At 69.5% G+C, this 21,513-nt stretch carries 20 protein-coding genes; all 20 read right to left on the bottom strand.

Going from position 1 to position 21,513, the window contains the following annotated elements; translation table 11 throughout:
* Nucleotides 1–19: 19 nt before the first annotated feature.
* Nucleotides 20–2,116, bottom strand: coding sequence for a hypothetical protein (locus tag OHA18_RS38065; RefSeq protein ID WP_329000236.1), 2,097 nt, complete (start codon nucleotides 2,114–2,116; stop codon nucleotides 20–22).
* A 2-nt stretch (nucleotides 2,117–2,118) separates the two neighbouring features.
* Nucleotides 2,119–4,758 carry a hypothetical protein gene (locus OHA18_RS38070; RefSeq protein WP_329000237.1) on the bottom strand — a complete coding sequence of 880 codons (2,640 nt, stop codon included), beginning with the start codon at nucleotides 4,756–4,758 and terminating at the stop codon, nucleotides 2,119–2,121.
* Nucleotides 4,755–7,070, bottom strand: a complete 2,316-nt coding sequence (locus tag OHA18_RS38075) for a baseplate J/gp47 family protein (protein WP_329000238.1) — start codon at nucleotides 7,068–7,070, stop codon at nucleotides 4,755–4,757. Before OHA18_RS38075 ends, OHA18_RS38070 begins: the two co-directional genes overlap by 4 nt.
* Nucleotides 7,067–7,426, bottom strand: a complete 360-nt coding sequence (locus OHA18_RS38080; protein WP_329000239.1) for a GPW/gp25 family protein — start codon at nucleotides 7,424–7,426, stop codon at nucleotides 7,067–7,069. The genes OHA18_RS38075 and OHA18_RS38080 overlap by 4 nt, the downstream gene beginning before the upstream one ends.
* The gene (locus tag OHA18_RS38085; protein ID WP_329000240.1) at nucleotides 7,423–7,740 is read right to left on the bottom strand and encodes a hypothetical protein; all 318 of its coding nucleotides are present in this window, start codon (nucleotides 7,738–7,740) and stop codon (nucleotides 7,423–7,425) included. The genes OHA18_RS38080 and OHA18_RS38085 overlap by 4 nt, the downstream gene beginning before the upstream one ends.
* The gene (locus tag OHA18_RS38090; protein WP_329000241.1) at nucleotides 7,740–8,243 is read right to left on the bottom strand and encodes a phage baseplate assembly protein V; all 504 of its coding nucleotides are present in this window, start codon (nucleotides 8,241–8,243) and stop codon (nucleotides 7,740–7,742) included. The genes OHA18_RS38085 and OHA18_RS38090 overlap by 1 nt, the downstream gene beginning before the upstream one ends.
* Nucleotides 8,240–9,349 (bottom strand): phage late control D family protein, encoded by a 1,110-nt coding sequence (locus OHA18_RS38095; RefSeq protein ID WP_329000242.1) that lies wholly within the window; start codon nucleotides 9,347–9,349, stop codon nucleotides 8,240–8,242. The genes OHA18_RS38090 and OHA18_RS38095 overlap by 4 nt, the downstream gene beginning before the upstream one ends.
* Nucleotides 9,350–9,354: 5 nt before the next feature.
* Complete coding sequence (locus OHA18_RS38100) at nucleotides 9,355–9,657, bottom strand: LysM domain-containing protein (protein WP_329000243.1); 303 nt, start codon at nucleotides 9,655–9,657, stop codon at nucleotides 9,355–9,357.
* A 1-nt stretch (nucleotide 9,658) separates the two neighbouring features.
* A complete protein-coding gene (locus OHA18_RS38105) occupies nucleotides 9,659–10,315 on the bottom strand; it encodes a hypothetical protein (RefSeq protein WP_329000244.1) in 657 nt (218 codons plus the stop codon).
* A gap of 45 nt (nucleotides 10,316–10,360) precedes the next feature.
* The gene (locus OHA18_RS38110) at nucleotides 10,361–12,316 is read right to left on the bottom strand and encodes an eCIS core domain-containing protein (RefSeq protein ID WP_329000245.1); all 1,956 of its coding nucleotides are present in this window, start codon (nucleotides 12,314–12,316) and stop codon (nucleotides 10,361–10,363) included.
* Nucleotides 12,313–12,498 carry a hypothetical protein gene (locus tag OHA18_RS38115; RefSeq protein WP_329000246.1) on the bottom strand — a complete coding sequence of 62 codons (186 nt, stop codon included), beginning with the start codon at nucleotides 12,496–12,498 and terminating at the stop codon, nucleotides 12,313–12,315. Before OHA18_RS38115 ends, OHA18_RS38110 begins: the two co-directional genes overlap by 4 nt.
* Nucleotides 12,495–14,375, bottom strand: coding sequence for an ATP-binding protein (locus OHA18_RS38120; protein WP_329000247.1), 1,881 nt, complete (start codon nucleotides 14,373–14,375; stop codon nucleotides 12,495–12,497). Before OHA18_RS38120 ends, OHA18_RS38115 begins: the two co-directional genes overlap by 4 nt.
* Nucleotides 14,375–15,580, bottom strand: coding sequence for a DUF4255 domain-containing protein (locus OHA18_RS38125; protein WP_329000248.1), 1,206 nt, complete (start codon nucleotides 15,578–15,580; stop codon nucleotides 14,375–14,377). The genes OHA18_RS38120 and OHA18_RS38125 overlap by 1 nt, the downstream gene beginning before the upstream one ends.
* Entirely contained in the window at nucleotides 15,577–16,515 is a 939-nt protein-coding gene (locus OHA18_RS38130; RefSeq protein ID WP_329000249.1) for a hypothetical protein, read from the bottom strand. Before OHA18_RS38130 ends, OHA18_RS38125 begins: the two co-directional genes overlap by 4 nt.
* A complete protein-coding gene (locus OHA18_RS38135; RefSeq protein ID WP_329000250.1) occupies nucleotides 16,512–17,219 on the bottom strand; it encodes a hypothetical protein in 708 nt (235 codons plus the stop codon). Before OHA18_RS38135 ends, OHA18_RS38130 begins: the two co-directional genes overlap by 4 nt.
* Complete coding sequence (locus tag OHA18_RS38140) at nucleotides 17,216–17,731, bottom strand: phage tail protein (protein WP_134115615.1); 516 nt, start codon at nucleotides 17,729–17,731, stop codon at nucleotides 17,216–17,218. The genes OHA18_RS38135 and OHA18_RS38140 overlap by 4 nt, the downstream gene beginning before the upstream one ends.
* Before the next feature lie 11 nt (nucleotides 17,732–17,742).
* Entirely contained in the window at nucleotides 17,743–19,308 is a 1,566-nt protein-coding gene (locus OHA18_RS38145) for a phage tail sheath family protein (protein ID WP_329000251.1), read from the bottom strand.
* 54 nt (nucleotides 19,309–19,362) lie between these two features.
* Complete coding sequence (locus tag OHA18_RS38150) at nucleotides 19,363–19,569, bottom strand: hypothetical protein (RefSeq protein ID WP_329000252.1); 207 nt, start codon at nucleotides 19,567–19,569, stop codon at nucleotides 19,363–19,365.
* 24 nt (nucleotides 19,570–19,593) lie between these two features.
* Nucleotides 19,594–20,298, bottom strand: coding sequence for an AfsR/SARP family transcriptional regulator (locus OHA18_RS38155; protein WP_329000253.1), 705 nt, complete (start codon nucleotides 20,296–20,298; stop codon nucleotides 19,594–19,596).
* A 145-nt stretch (nucleotides 20,299–20,443) separates the two neighbouring features.
* Complete coding sequence (locus OHA18_RS38160; RefSeq protein WP_329000254.1) at nucleotides 20,444–21,442, bottom strand: eCIS core domain-containing protein; 999 nt, start codon at nucleotides 21,440–21,442, stop codon at nucleotides 20,444–20,446.
* Nucleotides 21,443–21,513: the final 71 nt, after the last annotated feature.

The following is a 21,513-nucleotide window of genomic DNA, read 5'->3' on the forward strand; positions in this document are numbered from 1 at the left end:
CGCATCTCCTCAGCAGCCCTCAACTTTCCTGCACCACCCCGGCATCGAGGCCGATCCGCAGGTACTCCTCCAGCACGGCGGCCAGGTTGGCCTCGCGCTGTGGTTCCGCCAGCTCCGCGTACGCCCCCATCGCCGCGCCTGCCGATGAACCGGTCAGCAGAGCGACATCGCTCCGGGCGTCCAGTCGCGCGTACGCCGGATCGCCCGGCGCCGTCGAACTGAACACCGGCGACAGCCGCGCCCGGATGATCGCCGCCTGCGCCGGATCGGTGACGTCCGCCAACGCGAGGTCCGGCTGGCAGCGATACCTCCGCGGAGTCGTCGTGCCGCTCGCGAGATAACTGAAGCGCAGGCAGCCGTGCTGGCGGCGCTCCACCGTGACCGAGCCGTCGAGCACGCAATCACTCGCGTCCAACTGTTGTGCGGTCACTGGACCGAGAACGGTGACCTCGAGGAGTACGACCGGAGCCCCCGGAGCGTCGATCTCTTCGACGATCGACGTGGTCAGTTGCAACTCCGGTCCTGGCGCGGGGATCGAGACCGTCGCGGCCAGAGTGCGTTCCACCTCGATGACGAGTCGGCCGTTGTCGGTCTCCGGCGACGTCGGCTCCTTGACGCTCAGATCACCGAGCGTGCAGCTCCGCACCGCGAGCCGACCGAGATCACCCGGGGCTACGCCCACAGATCCTTCGACGAGGAAGCCGTCCAGCGTCAGTTCGCCGGGGACGTCGACCGCGGCACCGCCACGCGTGGCCAGCGACCCGTTGAGGTGCGGACGGCGATCGGCAGGTATCGCATCTGACGGATCCAGCGCCACCGGCACGTCGGCCTCCGCGGCGGGCCACTCGGCGGCAATCACCAGCAGCTCGCTCCCCTCGGGCACTGCAATGCCGAGGTCGCCCGCGTAGCTCCGGTTGTCCAGCACGACGATGGCGCCGACCGCGCCCGGAGGTACGGCGTTCCAGTCGTCGACGGCATCGGTCAGGGTCGCCAGGCGGACGCCCGCAACCGGTGCAAGTGCACTGCTGACCACCCGGAACCAGGTCGCCCGGCTCAGCAGATCTGCGGTGCGCGGGTCCTGGCGATCGTAGGCCCCCGCACCGATACGCCCAGGACTGGCGAAGGAAGCGGTGACCTCGACGGTCGTCGGGGCCAGGTCGGCGCGGAACGCGACCCGTCCGAGCACGGGATCCACGGCGACCTTGATCGGGCCGGCCGGCCGAGGCCAACTCGTGGGAGAACCGGTCAGATCGGCGGACGTCAGCTCACTCCGCGGGATCACCTCGACCCCGTTGCCCAGATCGGCGAACACCTCGATCACCGGATCGTCGCCGAACCACCGCGGCGGCTCCGACGATCCCGCCCGCAACGCCTCCAGCTCGTCGTACAGGGCGCGGCGCCGCAACGGCGCGGGGACGTTCTGCTCGGCGGTGCGACTGTCGAACGACGGCTCAGTGCTGCCCGGGTTGAACAGCGGTATGTCGAGGCCGCGTGGATCGACCGTGAAGCGTCCGTCCGCGGGATCCGCGACAGCGCGCGCCGTCGCCCTGCTCACCCGCTGCGGTACCAGTCGCCAGACATGGAGTCCGATCGTGCCGATCCCGAAACGGCCCGCCGGCGGCCGGCGTACCTCGGCCGTGTGCGCCGCCGTACCGAACGGCCCACTGATCAGCTCAAGATCGGAGGTACGTCGGAGATCGGGGACCTGGAGCTGATCCGGCCGCTGATGCGCCAGGTACTGCGTCGTGCCGAGGCGGCCGAAGTACTCGACCGCGGCCGTTGGCCACCCCGTCACGTCGTACGCGAGCCGCTCGAGACCCGAGATGGTTCCCTTGCGCCGTCGATGATCGAGAATGTCGGCCACCAGCGCGCGCATCCGGCCCGCACCTGGTCCGAGCGGATACAGCAGGCGGACGCCCAGCAGGTCGCCGATGTACGGAACGAGGGCGTCGGCGCAGGTCTCGATGAACCAGTCGTCGTAGAGCAGGCCGAGGTCCTTGGCGACCACGTCCGCCTGCTCGCCGAGTACCTGCAGGAAGGCCTCGAGGACACCGTCGGCGTCGCGCTGCCGGTGCAATAGCGGCAGCAGCTCCATCAGTTCGTCCCGGTAGCTCATCGCTACACCGCCAGCCCGTTGGCCGCCAGCGCGACGATCTGTGCGGGGAGCGCCTGACCCGCAGACATCCTGGCCGGCAGGGCCGGCACGTCCGCGACCGGATCGGTCACAGTGACCGCCTCCACCCCGGGCACGCGATGGGCAGCCAGCAGGACGTCGCCGATCGTCAGCGGCTGGGCCAGGTCGCGGACGTCGATCGCGAGCGCCGTACCGAGCTCTGCCCTGACGCCCGCGAGCACAGTCGACTGGTCATAGCCTGCGGCAACGAATACGGTCGCGGCGACCGGGACGAACAACCGCTCGGCACGGTCGACGACCAGCGGCATTCGCTCGTCGCCAGCCGCGAGGAGGGCGGTCTTCAGGTCTTGCAGCGCCTGGTCGTCGATGTCCTGCCCGGCGGTGCCGGTGACAGTGAGGTGCACGATCAGCCGGCGTCCGTCCCAGAGCCGGGTCGCGTGCGCCTTGCCGATACCGGCGACGGCCCGGGCGAAGTCCTCGACATCCTGCAACGACACCACTCGATCCAGGGTCAAGGCGGTGCGAGGCGCATTCGCCCGGACGCTGTCAGCCGGCTCAGGATCGGCCGCGAGACCGGTGGCCGATGGATTGGTCACGGCCTTCAGCCCGAGCGGCCTGCTCATCGGCAGGGTGAGCTGCCCGGCGTCGACTCGGCCGACGAGGCCGGTGCCGATGCGATAGGTAGCGGTGATGTTGTTGGTCCCGGTCGGTAGCCGCGCGCCGGTCAGCCCGTCGCCGAAGCGGACAGTCGTGACCCCGTCGGCATCCGCAAGGCTCGTGTAGACCTCGTCCGCCGGACCGGTGCCGAACAGCTGCGGGACCTCGGTCCAGAGCCGGCCGTCGACGCGGACCTGGAGCGTCGACACAACAGTTCCGCTGGGCCCGGCGACGTACGTCAGCGGCGCCTGCGACAACTTGAAGGTCTGGTACGGCGTGCTTGTGTTGCCGCTGCCGAGCACCTGGGACCGCGTCTCGCCGTGGGTGGCCGACGCGACGTTCGCCGACGCGCGGACCAGCTCGCGGTCGTAGCAACCGGTGAGCGGGACGGCGAAGACCAAAGCGTCGACGGTGTCCGTGTCGGCGGTCGGCCCCGCAACGATCGCGACCTCTGTGAAGATCTCGGCGTCGTTCGCCGGCCTGACGGAGACCACCTGATGGGCTTGCGCGGTCAACGTCCCGCGGGTGGTCGACCAGGTGATGGAGCCGTCCTCGTTGTCCACCGCGGGCGCCACTGCTTCCAGCAATTCGCCGGCGTGCAGGACCAGGCTTGTCCCCTGGTCGGGCGTGACCGTCAGTCCGCGGACGCCGTCGGCGACCTGGATCAGCGGATGGGGGCCTCGGACAACGACAGTGCGCCCCGCCTCGACTGTCGGGATGGGTCGCGCCAGCTCGATCTGGTCGCCCTGCACGGGCAGCGGGTTCGGTACCTCCGCAAGCGCGAGGAGCTCGGAGCCGACCCACACGCTGGTCTCTCGCACGTTGTCGCTGAACCGGCCGCGGATCGATGGCCCGCGCAAGGTGAGCCGGGCGACTCGGGAGGTGAGCGCGTAGTCCGTGCGCGAGGATTCACTGACGGCTTGGACTCGGTAGGGCTCGGGCACCCCGGCCAGGCTGAGGACGGCCCACGAGTCGATGGTCGCGTTCGGGTAGAGACCGTCGAGGTCGACGACGTTGTCCGCGCCACCGGGTACGACGACGGTCCAGCCGGGCCAGTCTCCAGTCGTCGGCACGGTCGGAGGCCGCCCCGGAGGCAACAGGATCTCGTTCCCGATCGGAGGCGAGGTCACCGGACGCGCCGCCGTGTGCACCGTGGCCGTCTGCTCCAACTGCAGCGCTGTCGGCTGTGCGGCTGCATCCTGGATCAGTCGGTAGTCGGGAGCGTTGGCGCCGAAGACGCCAGCCCGGCGGCGCAGTACGAACAACCCTGCATCGGTGGGGTCCGGTGTGGCCGCCCCCAGCGGTTCGGACCAGGACAGTCGGGTCGCGCCGAGCGCGGGCAGCAGTTCGACTCCCGACAGCATCCGGAATGCCCACTCCCCCGCCGTGTCGGAGTTCTCCCGCTCCGAACCGACCAGCAGGACGGCGTCACCGATCGAGAGGTCGGCCCGGAGACCGTCGACGTACGCGGACCGGGCGCCTGGCCGTAGGTGCTGGACGCTCCCCGTGCGGCCGGCGATGGCGTTCCACGCCGGTCGCGCGTCCAGCGGCTCCACCGTCTCGTAGTTCTGCGGGACCTGTCCCGGTCCCGGCATGCTGGAGACCTTGGTCCCGACCGGTATCGGCACCAGCAGCGGCGCGCCGATCGCCTCCTCCAGGGTGAACGCCAGCAAGGTCGCCGAGGCGCGGCCGCGCGCGGGCTGGTACCCGACGGCGTGCGCGAGCTCGTTCACCGACGACGATTCAGTTGCTGTCGGCAAATACCCTTCGTTGCTCAGTCGCTCTGAGTAGAAGGTCAGCACATCGAGTACTGCGGACCAGGCGTCCACCAGAGCGATCGACGGATCGTCGGTCCGCCGCTCGGTGAACCGGTCGAGCGCCGGCTGCCGCCCAAGACCACTCAGCATCGCCGCGGAGAACGTGGCCGCGGTGCCGACGCGTCGCTGGATCGCCGGTGAGTCCGTCATCGCCCACCCACCACCGTCACCGTGAGCAGGCCGCGCTCCGGCCGGTCCGGATCGTTGGCCAGTTGCGCGATCTCGAGGTCGCGTACCGTCAGGACGCCCTTCGTCAGCTCGTCGCCGGCCGGTTCGCCGTACCTCTGGAACCTGGTCGCCCGCACCGTCGCGACACCGGGCACCGCGAGCACCGCGGCGTAGATCGGGCTCAGGTAGACCGGCGTACCGAAGGTGAAGTTGTCGGGATGGAACAGCCCGCGCCGCCCGTCGCGCAGCACGCCGGACGACAGGACGTCGAGCACGTCGGCCTCGACGTCGGTGTTGAAGCGGGTGGGCCGGGCACCGACCAGCAGCTCCAGATCGAGCGGCACTGGCTTCGGCGCGGACACCTCGACGTCGACGCCGGCCATCCGGTACCGGTCGAGGAAGCCCTTGACGTCCTGCTCGAACGGTACGTCGACCTCGCCGCCGCCGACGCGGTCGACCGTGACGAACGCCGTGTACCAACTGCCGGTCCAGCGCAGATGACCCGCGGCGCGCTGCACTCCCGGAAAGCGTTCCGTGGTCAGCGTGCCGTAGTCGGCCTCGGTGACCGCGCGGTCCTGGATGCGGAAGGCGTACGGCGCGTCCGTCCGGACCTTCTCGGTCGGCTCGGGATCGAATCCGCCCGCCGCTGCCATCGGGTTCCGGACGGTGAGCACGCGTTCGTCGCCCGGCCGCAGTTGGGTGATCGATTCCGCCCCGACGTTCCCGACCGTGCCGTGTCCCTGCCGATAGGAGACCTCGTGCCGCGCGGTCGGGTCCGGTCGCCGGCCATAGACGCCGTCGCCGAAGCGGAGCCTGGTGCTGCCGTCGTCCTCGGGCTCGACGACGAACTCGGCCGCGTCCGCCCCCGAGCCGAGGAGATCGACAACCGGGTCATAGTCGCGATCGCCGTCATTCACCTCCACCAACGGTGTGGCCGCGCGCGGATCCAGGGCAAGCTGACGAGTCGCCGGAGCGCTGACGTCGTACGCCGCCGCGTACGTCGGCCGTCCACCTGGCAGCACCGGCAGCCACCGGCCGGCCGCGTCGAGCTCGTCGGACAGTACGACCGGCGCCATCCGCACACCATGCTCGACGAGTACGACGTTGCCGCGGGCAACCGCACACACGACACGCTGCCGCGGTCCGTCGCGGGTGTCGACGATCGAGCTGACCTGTAACGGGAACGGCAGTGCGTCCTCGCCATCCCACGTCACCTCGACGACTGCGGTCCCGTCCAGCGGATCGATCATCGGAGTGACCGTCGTCAGCCGGACAACGTGACGGTGGGCCCGGTCGGCGTCGACGGGGAGTCCCGAGCGCGGCCCGGCGATCTCTTCGAGGAGCAGGAAGTCTCCGGGTCCGAGGGTGCCACCCGAGGTCAGGGTTGCCGAGATCGAGCCGGCGGGCAACACGCACTGATCGTCTGTCCACGTGTAGAAGTCCAGCCGATTGTTGCCCGGATCCGCCTGCAGCCCGTGCAGTGCCTCGAAGCCGAATTCGCTGTCCGCGGTGAGGAACGGCCGGCCCGCCTCGATCGGCGTCAGCTCGCTCACGGCGACGTGCACGAAGGCACGGGCGGCGCAACCTTCGTGGACGCGATAGCCGAGCAGGCGGGCGTGGCGGCGTACGGACACCCGACGGCGCGCTGTGCCGAGGTAGGCCTCCATCGCGACCGCGTCCTGCTCGTAGCTCAGCCGGTCCGCCACGAACGCGAGCAGCTCGACCAAGGTGACCTGCAGATCGGCCGGATTCCGCTCGGTCCAGTCGGGCACGGTGCCCGCGAGCCGGTCCAGCATCAACTGCCGGAAGCTGTCGTAGTCCTTGGCCAGGTAGTCCCGCACCCGCGAGGTGTCGACGGCCGCTGGGGCCCCGGAGCGTGCAGCGCAGTCGAAGCGGGTCGGGCAGCCGGCCTTGAACGAGAAGTCGATCGCACTCAACCGCGGGTCGAAACCGCCCGGCGTCGTGCCTGTGACCGGATCGATCAACTGGAGCTGGTACGTCGAGAAGTCGCCCGGACCCGACACCGTGACGGTCAGGACGTCGTTGCTCGTCGACGTGGTCACCACCCGGATATCCCGGACCCGATCGCCGCCGGAGATGACCAGATGGGTGCGGTTCAGGCGAGTCCCGCCCGCCGGTACGCCGTCGACCTGGCCGGGCAACGGATGCAGGAAGTGGACTTCGAGCTTGGTCTGACCGCCGATCACCTCGAGATAGTCGATGCCGTTCACCGTGTCGGCATCACGGACCGCCTCGGCGCGCAGCTCGTCCGCACACGAGTACGGCGTACTCACGGCGTACTCCGGAACTCGTCGACGCGTGCCTCGCTGGTCGCACGGACCGTGTATGCAACGGTGACTCGCAGCGTCTCCGCCTCGGCACGGACATCGACCTTCTCGACACTGATCAGGTCGGCCAACCACTCGTGCAACGCGGCCTGCACGGTCACGCGCATCGCGACCGCCAGCGGCTCGGAGTTAGGCTGGAAGACCAGCTGCAGAAGGCCGCAGCCGAACGTCGGCCGGTTCACGCGTTCGCCGGGTGCGGTGAACAGCACCTGCTCGACCAGCTGCCGGATGTGGTCGTCGCGCTCGGTCCGCGCGGTGCGGCCGCGGCTGTCGATGCGGAGCGGGAACGCTACGTCACTCATGTCGCCTGCACCCGAGTCTGGGACGCCACCACTTGCAGACCGGTGCCGGTCGGTACGCACACCGCCGTAGCGGTGCTGATCAGCAGCGGTACGCCGGACGACGTCACTCGCAACGCCGCAACCACCCAGTTGGCTGTGACACAAGGCGGCGTACTGGGTGGCGGCAATGGGCAGCCGGAGATCGTGTAGACCGAGTCTTGCCCGATCGCTGCCTGACTGTTGACCTTGACCCGCGGCAGCGGAGTCGTCGGCTGTGCCTGGCCGCCGTGCATGCACAGGACGGTGTCGCTCTGGGACAGGACGAAGGCGGCCATCAGATGACCTCCAGCGCACCGTCGTTCACCGAGACCTTCGGGCCGGTGAGCTTGATCGAACCACCGCTGCCGTTGACGATCTCGAGGCCGGTCGCGCTCAGCTTCACCGAGGCGCCGTCGGCGGTCTCCAGCGTGATGCCGCCGGCGCCGGGTGTGTCGTCGATCGTGATGCTGTGCCCGGCGCCGGTGACGATCATCGTCTTCTGGTACGGCGGCGACAGCCACTTGCTCGGCAGCTCCGAACTCGAACCCCACCAGCACCCGGTCCAGATCGGGTAGTCCGGGTCCCCGTGCTCGAACTCGATCCAGACGCCCGCGCCGACATCGGGCAACGCGAAGAACCCCATCTGGTCTCCGCCGAACGGCGCGCACGGCAACGCCCAGCCGCTCGAGCCGTCGCCGTACACGTCGGGGACGTCGGCCTTGATCCGCATCTGCATCATCGGGTCGCTGACGTCGTTGACGACGCCGCGGTACTTGCCCCAGAACTCCTTCCCGGTCACGGCACGACCACCGGTGTGAGCGACGACGTACCCTCGCGGCTCAGCGCGAACGACTGGGTGTAGGAACCGACCGAGATCGTGTGGGTGACGCGGCGGACGTAGTAGTACCCGTCGTAGTCGGTGCCGGCACCACGAAGCCCGACGAGACCGCGAGCCCGCAGGATCGCGCCGTACCGCGAGGTGTCGAGTGTCCCCGAGCCGGAGACTGCCTCGGGCGCTTGGGTCGCGGCTGCTGCCGAGGCGAGCGCGCCGAGCGCGGGACCGGCATTGGCCGCCGTCCGGAGCCGGGTCGTACGCCGGGCCGGCGCCGGACTGGCCGACAGCGGCGGGATCCGCAGCGCGGGCATCGCGGGCAGCGGGATCTTCAACTTGAAGATCGGGTCGATGAACGATCCCTCGGCGCCGACCGCAGCCAGTGAGTCGAAGCCGAAGGACAGACTGCGTACGTTCTGATGCGGTCCCATGCCGACGGTCAGCCGGGGTTGCGGAAGCGAGGTCCGCAGTACTGGTCCCCAGTACGCCTTGTTCACTCCGAAGGTGATCGGCTCGGTGTAGAACACGAAGCTGTTCGCCGTGGCCAGCCGTTCGATCAGTGCCAGGTCGGTCTCGTTCTGCTGCGGTGTCCGGTCGAGCTCGAGCGGGATGTCCGTCGTCGGCGACACGGCAGGGACGAGACCGAGCTCCGGGTACTGGGCAAGGGCCGCCATGACGATGACCGAGTCCGGTTGATTCGGATGTGGCTGGTTGCGTTCGGCCAGCCCGAGCAGCGAGGTGACCGTGGTCCCCGTGACACTGAGCGTCGACTCGCCGGGCGTCCCACTCGGCGAGAGGTCGTGGCGTTCGACCACGCCGTCGATCAGCGGTTGCGGTACGACGCCGAGCACGGCGCCGATCCATACGCGGGTCCCCGGCGCCAACGTGTCGATGATGTCGAAGCGGCCGAGCCGGTTCTTGGTCAGTGCGAAGGTCAGCTGGAAGCCGTCCATCGAGTCGCTGTCGTTGGTGACCTCGGCGCTCCGCAGAGCCGGCAACAGCTGCGGCTGCGGTACCGGAAGGGGATCACCGGCCCACAGCAGCAGACGAATACCGAGAACGCTTTCGAGCACAGCAGTCACCCGCTCGGCGGCATCGCGATCGGTGCCCGCTGCCCCGGATGCTCCAGCTCGTCCGGCCGGAGTACGCCGGCCGCGTCACAGATCCGCCAGTACTGCGTGGCATCGCCGAGGTACCGGTCGCCCAGATGATCCAGCCGCTCCCCCGGCTCGACGATGTGCTGCGCGAGTACGGCGTGGTCCTGTGGTCGTGGGAGGACGCGGCGACGTACGTAGGTGAGCTCGCGCGGTTGGCCGTCCGGTCCGGTGACGGTGATGGTCGTGGTCGGCAGGCCCGCGTACCGGCTCGTCGGCGTGAACATGTCAGGCCCTTCCACCGAGTCCGGCGGTTGCGGTCGCGGTGAACGAGCTCACGCCGGCCATGCTCGCCATGACCTCCTTGGCGATCTGGTGCACCAGGAACAGCCCGCCGCCGACGCTGGCCAGTCCCAGGTCGTCGTACGTCAGAACTCGCACTGCGACCGTGACCTTCGCCTGGATCGGGTTCAGGCCGGGGTCGTACGCCTCTTCCGCGATGGTCAGATCGGTGACCCGGACGGGCAGCACGCGGCTCGGCCCCCAGATCAGCAGGGCCAGCGGCGCCTCCGGCGCGATCACCTCGATCAACCCGGCGAGCATCAGGGCTTCGTTGGCGATGACCAGCGCGGACGGCGGGTAGAGCATCATCTCCAGCGATGCCAGTTGTGGTGCGATGCCGAGACTCTCGGCGACCGGATCGCCGTTGGCCAGTTGATCGACGGCGTCGATCTCGATGTCCAGCTCGAACGTCTCCTCGGGTGGACCGGACAGCCGCAGCGCCTCGCCTTCGGATCCGTCCGAGCCGGTCGTCTTCGGCCGCAGCCGGCGCGTGACCTTCTCCGGGTTGTACTGGAACACGACGACGCTGGCCACCGGCTTCAACGGGTCGAGGCCGATCAGCGCCCCCTTGAACACCTGCGGAGAACCCGAGAATCCCGTCACGGGTCCAGCCTCCCGACCGGCCCGTCACCGCCCCGTCACGAGGTCTCAGAACCCGCTGTAGATGGACGTGCAGTCGGCGTCGGTGAACCGTTCGGCCAGCGGCGACACCGCGGTGGGCACCATGACGTTCTGGGTCGCGGCCGCCTGGTGCGGACCGGGGTTCAGCAGGATGTGGCCGATCTCGTGCGCGAGCGTCCGTTCGGTCCCGGCGTTCTGTACGACGATCGTGTTGCGCTTCGACGGGACCGGGGCGCAGGACGCCGGCCAGGAGAATCCACGGCCGGCCGCCAGGCTGAAGGTCCGCGGGAAGAACGCCCGGATCCGGCTGGTGAGTCCGAATCTCGCCGTCGCGGCCGGAACCAGCGTGCTGACCTCGGCCGACGGGACCGCGCAGACCGGGTCGGCGGCGAGGTCGCGGTTCGCGCCGATCCAGCCGGTCGTCTCCGGAGCCGTCGCGGTCTCGTCGTGGACGTGCTCGATCCGGACGTTGCACTGGGCGAAGATCGCGTTCGCGATCGCGACGTCGGTGGCCGGAGTGTGGGTCGAACCGTCGAGCTTCACGGTGTCGATGGTGATCGTCCGCATCGGCCGCGGCCTGGTCGAAACCGGCGGCGTGGCCGCGGCCCGGCCGGCGACCAGACCCATCATCAGGTTCGCGCGATCCAGGCTCGCCTGCTGCTCCGGAGTCCGTACGGCGGGCGCCGCGCCGAGTGCGGTGCGGATCAGGGTGAGGATCGCGGCGCCGTCGCGCTGCGCGGCCAGCACGTCCACCTCCCGGTTGACGAGGTTGTCCATGAACGCGAGCGCGACGTCGAACCCTCCGGCGCCGAGCTGGCGGAAGGCCTCGCGAACGAACGGCAGCTCCACCCTCGCGTCAGTCAGTGCCCGTGCGCCCAGATGGATGCCTTGGGCAAGCGCCGTCGGTTCGCGGGCGAGGAACGCGGTGACATCGGCTGTCAGCGTGGCGGCCGGCGGCGCGGTGCTGTTGCCGGCGCGCTGGTCGAGCAGTGGCTCCCACGCCGGATCGAAAGCACCGGCCAGTGCCTTGATCTGGGACGGATGCAGAGTGACCATCCCGGCCGCGTCGACCTCGGCCGGCAGCGGGAACCGCAGGCCGGCTCGCCAGTTGGTCATCGCCGGGGTCGGCAGGTAGGTCTGGTTGAACACCAGGAGCCCTCGCGCGAGCTCGTCCTGCGTGAACTGTTCCAGCGGAAGTGGCGCGACCGCGCCGGGCGGTGTGAACGGTGTGGCGGTCAACCACAGCGGACGTACCTCGGCCGCCAGCGCGCGCAGCGTCAGGTTCTGGCCGATGATGACCTGCAACTGCGTGAGACCAGGCGTCAGCAGGCCACCTTGGACAGAGGTCGGTCCGACCTGGCTGTCGACGATGTTCACGGGCAGGAATTTGAGGCCCGTGCGCGGAGTGAAGTGGAGCTGCCGGGTCAGTTGCACCGCGCGTGGATCCGCGCGCGCGACCGTTGGTTCGGCGCTCACCGTGGGCGTTGTTCGTCCGTGACTTCGAGCCTCATGCTCCGCGGCGCTGTCCGGCGCGCCGACACTGAGCGGGCTGCCCGGGTGCCACGACGTACCCCGTTGCTGGACGACGTGCGTCAGCTCGTGAGCGAGTAGTTCGCGGCCGGCCGACGTACCCGGTGAGTAGCGGCCGTGGTCGAAGACGATGTCCGTGCCGACTGTGTAGGCCAGCGCGTCCACGGCTCGCGCGGATCGAGCGGCCACTGCGTCCGTGTGCACGCGGACGTCGTCGAACCGATGGCCGAACGCCTCGGACATGTCGGCGCGGGTCGTGTCGTCCAGGGCGTGACCCGGTGACCGCAGTACGTCGTGAACGACCGGCGGCGCCGCGCCGCGGTGGCTCGCGTGCGGTCCGGTGGTGTGGCGTTGTAGTTCGTCGGAGTCGTCGTGGTTGCAGGTCCCTGGCGGGCAGACCTTGCCACCACAACGCTGGAGGACAGGCTGCGGCTCGGCGTGGGTGCTGGTCATGATTTCTCCGCGCGGAGGTGTGCCTTGACGGCCGCGGCGACGACGGACTCCACGGTTCGCCTGTCCGTGGTGCCCGTCTCCGCGACGGCGCGTTCGATCGTCGCAAGCAACGGGGCTTTGTCGATCGACGCTCCGCGGACGCTGACGTCGCGCAACTGGACTCGGCTCGGTTCGTTGGTCATGCGCCGGCCTCCGGGCGAATCGACGGTACGGGTAGACCGGACTTGACCGCCTCCAGCCGGGCGGCCTGCAGGATGTGCTCCATCCGCACCGGCGTCCCTGCGTCCGCGGCCAGTACGGCGGCGTTGACGGCCACGTTGCGGATACCGCCGCCGGAGAGCGCGAGCTTGGCAACCTCACCGATATCGACGCCAGCGGTCGGGGTCTCCGCCGGGAAGGCGCGCTGCCACAGCCTTGCCCGTTGCCTCTCGTCGGGGAACGGGAACTGCACGACGTACCGGATCCGGCGCAGGAAGGCAGTGTCGACGGCGTCCGAGAGGTTGGTGGTGAGGATCGCTATGCCGCGGTACGCCTCGAGTCGCTGGAGGAGATAGGACACCTCGACGTTGGCGTAGCGGTCGTGGCTGTCGCGTACTTCGGTGCGCTTGCCGAACAACGCGTCCGCCTCGTCGAACAGCAGCACTGCCGCTCCATGATCGGCCGCGTCGAAAACCTGCCGCAGGTTCTTCTCGGTCTCGCCGATGTACTTGCTCACCACTGCGCTCAGGTCGACGCGGTACAGGTCGAGACCGATCTCGTTCGCGATCACCTCGGCGGCGAACGTCTTCCCGGTGCCGCTCGGGCCGCCGAACAGCGCCGTACTGCCGAGCCCGGCGCTGCGGCCCATCCGGAGTCCCCAGTCGTCGTACACCTGGACCCGATGACGGGCATGTGCGACGAGCATCTCGAGCGTACGGCGTTGCGGTGCCGGGAGGACCAGATCATCCCAGCGGGCGGTCGACTCGATGCGCCGTGCATGCGCAGTGAGCCGCGGGCGATCCACCGCCCGGCACGCTGACCACAGCGCACCGCTGTCGCCGCCTGCCGCCGTGGCCGCGGTCCCGATCGCGGTCGCACTGAGATCGAAAGCCGCGACCAGTTCCTCGATCGGCGCATCCGGGTCGACCGCCGTACGCCACAGCTCGCGCTGCTCTGTCGCGGTCGGCGCGGGCACCTCGATCGACATCGTCGGACAGCGTGGCAGTACGGCGGATTCATCGGCCGAGACCGCGATCCGGGCCGTGGATGTCGCGACCAGCGCGTCCACGAGGGACCAGTCGTCGTGCCCTTCGACGAGGAACGCGGTCGCACCGAGAGCGCTCTCTCGTTCCAGCAACCTCGCCAGCTCGTCCCGCGCACCGACCGCCGCCGGGATTGTGGTTGCCTCGAGCAACGACAGGCGTAGTCCGAGGTCGTGGGCGGCATGAGCCGCGACGGCGATCCGGGTACTGCGGTCGGCTCCGGTCAGCACCCCCACGAGCTCCTCGGCCGAACGCCACGCGTTCACCAGTTCGTGGGCTGCCGGTCGCTGGCCCGGAGTGATCGGGGCAGCGCTCTCGACCGGGCTGACGATGCCGGTCAGCTTCGCGTCGGTGACGCGGAGTCCGGTCAGGTGATGGAGGACGCGCTCGTCGATCCGCAACTCCGCCGTCGTCAGCGGGCTGTGTTCGGCGACCTCGATCAGCCGCCAGCGCCGCAACGCGCCGTCCGGGGTCAGCGCCGACCAATGTGCTCCGGGCAGAGTAGCCAGCGCTAGACCGAACGTAGGCCAGCGCCGGTTGGGGTCACCGGCAGCCTCGGCGCACAAGGATGGGAAGCGGGCGTCCAGCTCGACGCCCGCGCACAGCAGCAGTACGGCACGTTCGAACGCCGACAGGCCGAAGGACTCACAGAGTGTCTCGAGAGCAGCCGGTGGCTCCATCTCTTCCGGCCGGACCGGAGGCTCGGAGCGCATGGTTGCTGACAGGTCGGCCAGCGATGCGACGAGGTACGCCTGGTTCGCCTCGACCCAGCTCTGCTCCTCGACTGCTGGTTCCTCGGTGCTCACGGACGCGGCCATCAGATCGTCACCACCGGCGCGGTGATCGGAAGACCGGTCGCGGGAGACACGGGACTCTCGGCGCCGTCGACCTGGAGTACGACGGCGTACTGGCCGCTGGGCAGAGTCAGTGGAGCGCTGACGGTGGCCGAGTCGATGGACCGAGCGGGTACGTCGACAGTCAGGACGGTCTGCCCCGTGCTCGGCGAGAGCAGCCGGACAGTCACGGTCTGATGAGCGCCGATCACAAGGTCGCTGGTCACCGTCAGCTCCCCGCCGCCGAACGAGGCTGTGATCCGAGGCTGCAGCAGCACGCCGGCGACATTGCTCGTCTCGCCCCCGCGTGGTTCGGCCAGATCTCCTACCAACCAGCGATGCGCGACCAGGACCGGTTGCAGCCCGGCCCGAAGGCCTGCGTCGGCACCCAGGTCGAGCGTCAGCTGGGTGGGGCTGACCGCGGTCGGGGTGAGTTCGGCTGCGCCGACGCGGATCGAGGTCTGCTCGCCGCGCAGGCCGCTGCCCTCGACGACGAGCTCGCTGTCGGCGACGATCGGATCGCGTGCACCCGCGGAGTTGCGGACCCCGGTGATCGTCGGCCGAAGTACGCCGCGAACGGTCAGTTGCTCCGCGAGGACCGGCGGCGCCGGTACTGCGACGTCGTCCCGCTCCTCCAGCAGGACCGGCGATGCGACGTACGTCGCCGACAGCTGGTACGCCGTCTGGAAGAAGACGGACCACAGCTTCGACAACTCGTCCAGGTCCAGCGGCTCGGGTGTCAGCCGGACGAGCTCGTCGGCGGCAGCCAGGTCGGTCTTCCCGAGGAACTCGTTGCGCGGCGTCGGATCGGTCGCCTCGGCGACGACCTGGTCGATCAAGGCCCGGGTGACGATCGGACGGGAGTGCAAGCGGGCGAGTGTTGCCCCCAGCAACCGTTGCGGTTCGAGCTCGTCGTCCTTGCCGTGGAACGTCAGCAGGTAATGCAGCCGACCGGCCAGGCACGGCCGGGTCCGCATCGCACCGTCGGCGCCGCGGGTCGGGAGATCGTCGTTGCGCCGGGCCGGATCGTCCGACGTGCGGTACAGGTAGATGTTCACGCCGGCGGTCTGCCGAGGTACGTCGGATCGGTCGGTCCAGACCGTCGCACCGCTGACCGCCTGCTCGACCGTGTCGGTCAGAAGGACCTGCAGCGCGGCCGTCACCGTAGCGACGGCCAGCGAGTTGCTCACCGCCCGCTCCGCGACTTCAAGTACTGCGCCAGATCAGGGGCGGACGTCGTCCGGCGCCGAGGCGCCGGCCTCGGGGCGGGCTCGGCGACCGCCGGCCGCACGATCTCGATCCGTCCGATCGTCACGTTCACCTCCGGCTCCCCCACCTCCACCGGAACCTCCAACCGAGGCACAACCGCCACAGGCTCCCCCCAAGCCAGTCCGGTCGGCACCGCGCTCACCCCTCCGCGTTCCTGATCCGCTTGTGCGTGCTCCTGGCTCGCCCGCCCCAGGGGCTGCCGCGTAGGCGTCCAGCGCTCCCTCACCCCGCGCTCCCCCGCAGGCGCAGCGCCTTCCGCGTCCGCGGTCCACGCCGCTGCGTCCGACGCGAGGGCGAACTGGTGTACCTCACTCATTGGCACGTCTTGTGCACCTGGTCCAGCCTGGTCCCCGACTGCCACCATCCTGCTCGTTGTGGGCGGCTGAGCTTGCCCGCTGCCGGCCACGTCGTTCTCGCCAACTACAGCGTCGCCCGGCTCGACGGCCGCACGCATCGCGCCCTCCACGGCGGACCGAGGAACTGTCGAGCGAGCGGCCGGGCTGACTACCGGGCTGACTACCGGGCTGACTACCTGGCGGGCTGCTGGGTGGGCTGCTGGGTGAGCTGCGGGCTGGTGCGCCGAGCTCGTTGCGGCCGCGTCCTCGTTCATCTCCAGTTGTTCGCCAACCGCCGGACCGAGCCGCGGACGAGGGTCCCGCGAGACCTCCTGCTCCTCGTCAGCAGCCTCACTGACGACCTCCTCGGACAGCGCCTGCTGCCCGGGGACGCTCGGCGCGAGCGGTCGGCGTACGACGGGATCGGCGGCGGGAGTCTCGTACACCGCCGACGGTCGCGGACGCAGTCCGGTGTCGGACCGGGTCGAGCGCAGCACCAGCCGGCTCAGATAGCCGGTCACGGCTGCACCGCCGACAGATACAACCGGCGCCGAAACGGACTCAACCCGAGAATCTCGGCCTCGCTCCACCCATAGGCCTGAGCGAGCACGTGTACGTCGACCGCGAGTCGCCGCGCCGCTACCTCGACCGACGTCCACGCGAACCGAACCGGATCGAGCGACTCCGACCACTCCGCACCGCACTCGGCGCACGACAACGCCAGCCGGATCTCAGCGCCAGGATCCGCCTCTTCCAACGCGGACTCGACGGCCAGGGCGACCGCCTCGGGCAGCTCCGCAACCGCGTCCCCGGACAGGATGCATCGTTGAAGCAGCGTACGGCGGAGTTCCTCGTCCGCCATCGACCCCGGCAACTGCGCGAGATCGGCACCCGTAGGCAGTCGGGCGACGACCCGGTACCCGTCGTACTCCACCGAAACCTGCGATGCGCCGGTCGTTGGTGTCGCCAACGCCGCCGGATCGAGCTCGATGTCGAGCTGTGCGCCGCAGTCCGGACAGTCGGTGACCGCGTCCAGCGATCGACCGGCCGGAACGCAGTCCCGGATCAGCGCCCGGTCGCGTTCGCCGACGGCCCAGTCGCCGGCGTCATGGTGGCCGGCGGCGCCCAGCAGCAGCAACGCCCGGGCGGCCGGCGTCATCGGCAGGCCGGCCTCCCAGACGTCGAGCGCGGCGGGTGCGTGGAGGCCTACCTGACGTGCGGTCATGTCAGTGCCGGCTCCTCCGGCTCGGTCACCTCGAGGTCGCGCTCCCAGCCCTCGTTCTCGAGCTTGATGGTCTGGATCGCGACCGCGTTCGCGTTGGCGTCGAGGTCGGGCAGCGCCTGGTACTCCGACACCCAGCAGCGGAACACCTTGTAGGCAAGGACTTTCTGGCCCGCCTCGTTGTAGACCTCGATGATCACGTCCTTGCGGAAGTCCCGCAGCGACGACTCCGCGCCGAGGCCGGCGCCGAAGTTCCACACCTTCGCCGCCCAGTTCTCGAACTCGACGTCGTGGGTGACCCCGCGCTCCAGGCTGATCGCCTCGAACTCGCTCCGGCCGGCCGACTTCCGGGTGGTGCTCGGATCGCCGCCCTCGCGGTGCTTGACCACTTCGGTGGTGCGTTTCAGCGCACCGACCTTGCTGATCCCGGCGACGTACCGCCCGTCCCACTTCACCCGGAACTTGAAGTTCTTGTACGGATCGAAGCGCTGTGTGTTCACCGCGAACTGAACCATCGTGCTACCTCTCAACCGGCGGCCTGGCCGGCCATCTGCTGGATCTGGATGACGACGAACTCGGCGGGCTTGAGCGGAGCGAACCCGACCAGGACGTTCACCACTCCGCGGTCGATGTCGCCCTGCGTGGTGGTGTTCCGGTCGCACCGGACGAAGTAGGCGTCGCGCGGGGTCGCGCCCTGGAAGGCCTGTTTGCGGAACAGGTCCTGCAGGAACGCGCCGACGTTCAGCCGGATCTGCGACCACAGCGGTTCGTCGTTCGGCTCGAAGACGACCCACTTGAGCCCGGCCCGCAGACTCTGCTCGATGTACAGCGCGGTCCGGCGGACCGGGACGTACTTCCACTCGCTCGCCAGCAGGTCCGCGCCCACCAAGGTCCGAGCGCCCCAGACCACGTTGCCGACGACGGGGAAGGTCCGCAGCACGTTGACGCCGATCGGGTTCAGCCGGGCGCTGTCCGCATCGTTGACGACCGAGCTCAGGTCCGCGCCCCGCAAGGTTGCCTCGATACCGGCCGGAGCCTTCCAGACACCGCGGGTCGCGTCGGTCCGCGCGAAGATGCCGGCGACCGCGCCGCTCGGGCCGGTGTCGCGGGCAATCCCGTTCGCGAGCGGATCCGGCATCGTCAACCGGGGCCAGTAGATCGCTGCGTTCTTCGATCCGGTCGGAGCGTCGGTGCCGGCGGCCCAGGCGGCCATCTCGGCGCCGGTGTCGGTCGCGGCACCCGGCGGCGGATCGACGACCAGGAACGCGAAGTTGTCCTCGCAGAACTTCGACGCCTTGTCGACGAGCTCGTCCAAGCCGTCGCCGAGGGTCGCCGCAGCGGGGACGCACAGCAGGTTGAACACGGCCGGTTCGATCCTGGTCAGCGGCGCCAGCCCTGCCTCGAGCGCCGCGGCCAGCTTCGTCGCGTCGTTCGCCGTACCGTCCGCCTTCAACACCGTCGCGTCGACGCCGCCGGTCAGCCCGACGTACGTCGTGGGGTCCAACGGCTCGCCCGTGGCCGAGCCCGCGACCGGCTCGGGGCCCTTGGGGGTCGCGGCGATGTCGGTCAGGAGGACCAGATCCGACGCGTCGTTGACGGCCGCGATCAGGTCCGCGGTCGCGGCCGGCAGGTTCCGGTGGATCTCGCGTACGGCGATGGTGCCGTCCGCCGCGACCTCGCCGACGACCAGGTTCACCGCATCGGCGGCACCGCTCGTCACGGCGACCCGCAGGCCGTTGCCCCAGCCGCCAGGTGCGGCCGCGGTGACGGTCAGCGTGTCCGCGTCGTCCTCGTCCTTCAGCTTGGCAGTCGCACTCTTGTCATCGGCCAGCCCGATGCGCACGATCCATGCGGTCGCGCCACCGTTCAGGAAGTACTGCATCACGCCGTACGACGCGCAGCTCTGGGAATGCAGGCCGCCGAAGAGGCGGGTGAACTCCTCGAAACTGTCCACCCGGGTGGCCGCGCCGACCGGTCCGCGTGCGTACCAGTCCACGAACGCCGTGAACGACGTACTCACCCCGACGATCGGGCCGGGCCCTCCGCGCAACTCCTCGATGTAGATTCCGGGTGCGCTCAGTGTCGAGGGCATGATCTCTTCCCCATCCGCCGGTCGGCCAATGTGTCCAGCCAACCGCGGGCCCCGTCACGACCGCGTCACCGGTCCGAGTACCTCGTCGAGCCAACCCTCGACCAGCCGCAGCACCTCGTCCCGGCTCGTCACGACGCGCGTCCGCACCGACTCCGGCCGGAGGTCGGTGGAGCTGGTCATGCGAATGCGGACCTCATCCCCGGCCTCTCTCCACAGCCGGATGACGATGAGTCCACCTGGGCGGAGTTCATCGGTACTCATACACCATTCATCCGCCACCCACCGTCACATCGGTGTCAACACACCGCCCCTGCGCGGCAGCAGCCCGCCCAACCGGGGCGACGGCTCGAGCTCCAGTTCACGCCAGAGCAGGTCGCGGTACAGGTGGTAGCGCTGGATCGCGTCCGACGTGTTCCCTTCCGCGATGTACACCGCGATCAGCACCTCGTTCGCGGTCTCGCGTAACGGCTCCGCCCGCACGGCCTCGAGCGCCAGACGAAGAGCGACGTCCAGACGTCCCCGATCGACGAACAGCCGGGCGGCGAGCTCGAGGGCATGCAGACGGAGCTGGCTGAGCCGTTCGCGCTCGAACACCACCCAGTCGTCGTACCACCCGGCCAGCAACTCGGGCCGGCAGAGCGCGGCCAGTGTCGAGTCGTCGACGTACCGCCGGCTCAGGACGTCGTCGACGACGCTCTCCTGGGCCTCGCTGTCCGCGTGCGCGTCAGGTGCCAGGCGTAAGGCGTCGCCGACGATCTCCAGCAGGCCCGACGCGAGCCGGTTCATCCGCCACACGCTCGTGCGCAGACTGGCCAACGCCTGCGTTTCGGGCACTTCCGGCCACAACGCACCGGCCACCAGGCATCGGTGCGAGATCCCGCGAAGCGCGAGGAAGGCCGCCAGTCGTTGCAGACCGAGCGGCAGGTCGATCTGCACCCCTGCTCGTTCACACGCGAAGCATCCGAGCAGACGCAGCCGCAGTTCATCCATAGCGCACCCCCCTGGCTCAGCCATGGCGGGCCGGACCAACCGGGATTCGCGACGAGCGGCGAGCCAAGCCCGCATCCACTGTGACACGGCGAACCGCACCCGCCAAGGCGTCGGCAGTTGGCCGTACCAATGATTTGCCGATGCTTTACGGAGCCTTGGGGTAGGTGACGGCGACCTTCGTCAGGCCGATGACGCTGTGGTAGTTCAGCCGCTTGATCGTGTTCAGGTTGTTCCAGTCGACGTGCACGCAGCCGTGCGAACCGGCATCGACCGGACCCGCGTGCAGGGACTCGCCCTGGTTGTAGAAGACCGCGAAGCTCATGTTGCTGAGCCGATCGCCGCGTGCGTCGACCTTCGTGTACCGATTGTTCGGGCCCTCGCGCTGGGCAGGGTCGAAGTCGACACCAGGCGTCCCGGAGTACGCACCGCTGTTGTAGCCCGCGCCCTCGATCCGGAACACGGTGAAGTTGCCGCGATCGGTCGTCCGCCCGACGACGCCGCCGGCTACCGGGAAGGTGAAGTCGGTGCCCTTGGCCGGGCTGTTGAAGTACGTCGCGCTCGCGCTGCCCTGCCAGTACTCGAACCCGTCGCCGTCGATGGCCTTCGACGCGAACGCGACCTTGACCGACTCGATCCACGGCTTGGTCGCCTTGTCGGTGTTCGGGTCGAACGAGCCTTCCTTCAGTACGGCGTCGTCCTCGACCCCGAAGTTGAACGCCTTCGGACTGCGGTACCGCCGTACCACTCCCGGCGTCCCCTGCACCACGTGCGCCAGCTCGTGGGCGAGCATCTGCCGCCCGGCCGGGCTCGTCGGTGGATAGGCCCCGCGACCGAACACGATGTCGTTCCCTACCGTGAAGGCCGGCGCTTCGACGTCCCGGGTTGCCGCATCATCCTGATGGATCCGCACGTTCGCGAAGTCATGCCCGAACCGCTGCTCCATCCCCGCCCGCACCGAACTAGGAAGCTCTGAACCGCGCCCACCCAACGCCCGCTTCACACTGGCCGGAGCCCGCACCCCCTCCGACTCACCGAACTCCCGCGAGCCGGCCCGCACCTGGCGCCCCCTCAAGGCAGCACCCGCCAAGGCGTCTGCCTCCCGCTCCCCAGCTTCCCCCCGCGCGACCGAACGCACCTTCACCATCCCCCGATCATGCGCCCCACCTCAACCACCGACAACCCTCGACTGCCACCGTCGATGGTGGTTTGCTGAGA

The sequence above is a fragment of the Kribbella sp. NBC_00709 genome, from assembly GCF_036226565.1.
Classification (GTDB): domain Bacteria; phylum Actinomycetota; class Actinomycetes; order Propionibacteriales; family Kribbellaceae; genus Kribbella.

Excerpts from the sequence above, each read along its gene's own strand:
- OHA18_RS38065 (WP_329000236.1), bottom strand. The coding sequence starts at position 2,116 with ATGAGCTACCGGGACGAACTGATGGAGCTGCTGCCGCTATTGCACCGG.
- OHA18_RS38070 (WP_329000237.1), bottom strand. The coding sequence starts at position 4,758 with ATGACGGACTCACCGGCGATCCAGCGACGCGTCGGCACCGCGGCCACG.
- OHA18_RS38080 (WP_329000239.1), bottom strand. The coding sequence starts at position 7,426 with ATGAGTGACGTAGCGTTCCCGCTCCGCATCGACAGCCGCGGCCGCACC.
- OHA18_RS38085 (WP_329000240.1), bottom strand. The coding sequence starts at position 7,740 with ATGGCCGCCTTCGTCCTGTCCCAGAGCGACACCGTCCTGTGCATGCAC.
- OHA18_RS38100 (WP_329000243.1), bottom strand. The coding sequence starts at position 9,657 with ATGTTCACGCCGACGAGCCGGTACGCGGGCCTGCCGACCACGACCATC.
- OHA18_RS38110 (WP_329000245.1), bottom strand. The coding sequence starts at position 12,316 with ATGACCAGCACCCACGCCGAGCCGCAGCCTGTCCTCCAGCGTTGTGGT.
- OHA18_RS38115 (WP_329000246.1), bottom strand. The coding sequence starts at position 12,498 with ATGACCAACGAACCGAGCCGAGTCCAGTTGCGCGACGTCAGCGTCCGC.
- OHA18_RS38120 (WP_329000247.1), bottom strand. The coding sequence starts at position 14,375 with ATGGCCGCGTCCGTGAGCACCGAGGAACCAGCAGTCGAGGAGCAGAGC.
- OHA18_RS38135 (WP_329000250.1), bottom strand. The coding sequence starts at position 17,219 with ATGACCGCACGTCAGGTAGGCCTCCACGCACCCGCCGCGCTCGACGTC.
- OHA18_RS38140 (WP_134115615.1), bottom strand. The coding sequence starts at position 17,731 with ATGGTTCAGTTCGCGGTGAACACACAGCGCTTCGATCCGTACAAGAAC.
- OHA18_RS38145 (WP_329000251.1), bottom strand. The coding sequence starts at position 19,308 with ATGCCCTCGACACTGAGCGCACCCGGAATCTACATCGAGGAGTTGCGC.
- OHA18_RS38150 (WP_329000252.1), bottom strand. The coding sequence starts at position 19,569 with ATGAGTACCGATGAACTCCGCCCAGGTGGACTCATCGTCATCCGGCTG.
- OHA18_RS38155 (WP_329000253.1), bottom strand. The coding sequence starts at position 20,298 with ATGGATGAACTGCGGCTGCGTCTGCTCGGATGCTTCGCGTGTGAACGA.
- OHA18_RS38160 (WP_329000254.1), bottom strand. The coding sequence starts at position 21,442 with ATGGTGAAGGTGCGTTCGGTCGCGCGGGGGGAAGCTGGGGAGCGGGAG.